Source organism: Methylorubrum podarium (assembly GCF_022179745.1).
GTDB classification, from domain to species: domain Bacteria; phylum Pseudomonadota; class Alphaproteobacteria; order Rhizobiales; family Beijerinckiaceae; genus Methylobacterium; species Methylobacterium podarium.
Genome location: NZ_BPRD01000282.1, coordinates 1 through 2,736 on the forward strand (window position 1 = coordinate 1; position 2,736 = coordinate 2,736).

At 75.4% G+C, this 2,736-nt stretch carries 3 protein-coding genes; all 3 read right to left on the reverse strand.

Annotated features, from left to right (window positions below; translation table 11 throughout):
* Positions 1–471 (reverse strand): lysozyme (locus MFF42_RS14455; RefSeq protein WP_238256353.1); only part of this gene is annotated, 471 nt, incomplete at its 3' end.
* A gap of 47 nt (positions 472–518) precedes the next feature.
* On the reverse strand, positions 519–1,601 hold the full coding sequence (locus MFF42_RS14460; RefSeq protein ID WP_238256354.1) for a DUF2793 domain-containing protein: 1,083 nt from the start codon (positions 1,599–1,601) through the stop codon (positions 519–521).
* A gap of 35 nt (positions 1,602–1,636) precedes the next feature.
* Positions 1,637–2,736: GTA baseplate fiber-binding domain-containing protein (locus MFF42_RS14465; protein ID WP_444980418.1), on the reverse strand; the 1,100-nt coding region annotated here is incomplete at its 5' end.

Here is a 2,736-nt window from a genome sequence, read left to right on the forward strand (position 1 = left end):
CGCGACCGCCCTGCCGCGGCGGGCTCGCGGCAGGGCGGTCGCGTAGGGCGTGCGGAACTGGTCGAACTCGCCCTGGCGGCGGGGGATGATCGCCGCCGGACGGTTCCACATCAGGATCGCTTCGCCCGCGCCGGCCCGGTCGCCGGCCCGCAGGCGCCGCAGCACCGTGGAGCGCCGGAAGGCCGCCGGGCCGATGTTGAAGCAGAGGGAGACCAGCGCGTCGAAGGCGTGCTGCGGCAGCGGCTCGGGAAGCGCCTCGGCGACGGTGCGCACGAAGGCCGCCACGTCGCGGGCGAAGATCGCGTCCGCCTCCGCCGCGCCGATACGCAGGCCCGCCCGCGGCACCGGCGGACCCGCGGCGGCGGTGTGGCCGACGCCGATGGTCCAGATGCCCTCGCTGTCGCGATAGGCGTCCAGCCGCCGCCCCTCCCGGGCGATCAGCACGGCGCGGCCGACGGCGCTGAGGTCCATCGTCGATCTCCGATGTCGAGGGGAACGGGTCTCGAGGGGCGGGCGGCCTAATCCAGGCCCTCGAACACCAGCGAGAATAGGATGTTGGTCGTGGGCGCCGCCCCGGCGCTCGACACGATCCTGAGGCACCAGCGGTCCGATCCGTCGAAGATCGCGCTGTTGACGAGGTCGGCCGCCTGATTGGAGCCGCTTCCCGAGATCGTGCAGGTCAGGGCGGTGTCGGTGAACAGCTTCTGGAGCGTGAAGGTCCAGCTCTGGCCGGCGCCCGGGGCGCCCTGCGTCACGATCCGCAGGGACCGGAACCGTCCCCGCCGGCCGGCGGCGGCGTAGACCTCACTCTGATGTCCGCCGATGAGGGCATTGGTGAAGTACCGCGTCGCCCCGGCCGGCACGGGCCCCGGCCCGCTATTGCCCGCGATCACCTGCGCGGTCAGCACCGGCACGTCCGCGACGCTGACGCGACCGGGAAAGGCGACCCGCCCCGTGGCGCGGTCGATCCGCAGCGCCTCGAACCAGTCGCCGCCGTTCGGGGAGACCTTCACGTGAAGGTCGTCGTCGCCGGTCAGCCCGATCTCGGCGCGGGCGGAAAACCCGGTCTGCATCAGCAGGGAGAGGACGTTGCCGGCCGCCTGTTTGTTGAGGGTGTAGCGCAGGTCCCCGCTGCCGCCCTCCGCGCTCGTCAGGGCGGTCCAGAGCGCCTTGTTGAGCTTGGCCGCGAAAGGGTTGTCCGCATCCGCCCCCGTGCCGACGCCGAGGCGGGTCAGCCCGTCGAGAACGGTGAGCGTGGCGCGCAGCGGCCTCCAGGCCGAACCGGTGAAGAGGTAGAGTTCGGCCTCGTCGGCGACGAAGGCGGTCCAGCCCGCCCGCGGCTCGAGGGACAGCCACGCCCCGTCCTGAAAGCGGGCGATGCGGCCGGCCCAGCCGGTCCAAGGACCGCTCGGGTTGCCCGCGGCGATCAGGTAGCGGTCGCCCTCGGCGGGGCTCGCGGGCGGGGCGGCGCGGTCCTTGTCGAGGACGGCGAGCTGCACCAGCGCGTCGAGCAGCGCCAGCGCCTCGTTGTGGGTGACGTGCTTCTGCGCTTGGCCCCCCGCGATCAGCGGCAGGGCGAGGCTCGGGGTCGTGTCGGCCATGGGCCACTCCGTCGGGGATCGGATGGGATCGGCGGTCACACGGTCCGCAGGCTCACCCGCGCCCGGCGGGCGGGGCCGGGGCCGGCGAGCCGGCCGAGCTGCACCACCGCCGCGTCGATCTCGGTGCGGCGCGCGCCGAAATCGGCGATCTCGTCGGAGCCCGCGTAGAGGACGCTCGCCGTGTCGGCGCCCAGGCTGCGCAGGATCCGCCCGTCCTCGGCGAGGATGTCGAGGCGGTAGCCTTCGGCACCCTCGTCGAGGGGCACGTCCGCCGGCTCCCAGGCGTCGGCGTCGCGCCGTGCCCGGCGGGTCCAGCTGAAGCGGACGCCGCCGGCCTCGCGCCGGGCGCGCAGGTGGACCGGGCTGAGGGGCATGAAGACGGTCAGGTCCGCCGTCGCCGTAAAGCCCACGACCGCGGGATCGGCCGGATCGCGCTCCGCCGGGCCGACGCGGTAGAGGAAGCGGCGGCCGGCCTCGTCGAGCCGGTCGATCAGCGGCCGGACGGCGCCGTCGTCGAGGCGCACGATCAGGCTGCCCGCGTCCGCCGGCCGGCCCGCGGCGGCCTCGCTGCCGGCCAGTCCCCGCAGCAGGCCCGAGAGCCGCCACGTCTCCGCTCCGACCAGCTCGGCCTTCGCCGCCGACAGGATCTCGACCGCCCCGTCCGAGCCGACCAGCGCGAACAGGTTGCCGCCCGCGAGTGCTGCGGTCTCGCCGATCGCGCTCAGGCCCTCCGCGTGGCGCAGGGTGACGTCCAGACGGGCGTTGCGGTCGAAGCGCCAGAGCGGGCCCGGCGGCAGCGGGGTCAGGGTGCGGCCGAGGCAGGCCGGGTGGTCGAGGCTGCGGTGGGGCAGGAACGGCGCCCCCTCGCCGGCCGAGCGCCAGACCGCGACGGCGCCGGGCCAGGGATCGGCCGAGACGGCGAGATAGGAGAGCGGCACCGGATCGCCCCGCTCCACCGGCAGGACGAGCGGCAGGGCGAAGACCGGACCCGGCACGGCCGGCGGCCTCCGGCCCGGTCGCGCAACCGGCGCGGCGGGGGCGGGATCGGGCCGGGACAGCGGCACCGCCCGGGTCTCGATCCGGCGGCCCGTCGGGGCGTCGTCGATGCGGGTGATCCGGTGGAGCGCGCCGCGGG

Bases quoted from the DNA above. Each gene is read 5' to 3' on its own strand.
- MFF42_RS14460 (WP_238256354.1), bottom strand. From the start codon at position 1,601: ATGGCCGACACGACCCCGAGCCTCGCCCTGCCGCTGATCGCGGGGGGC.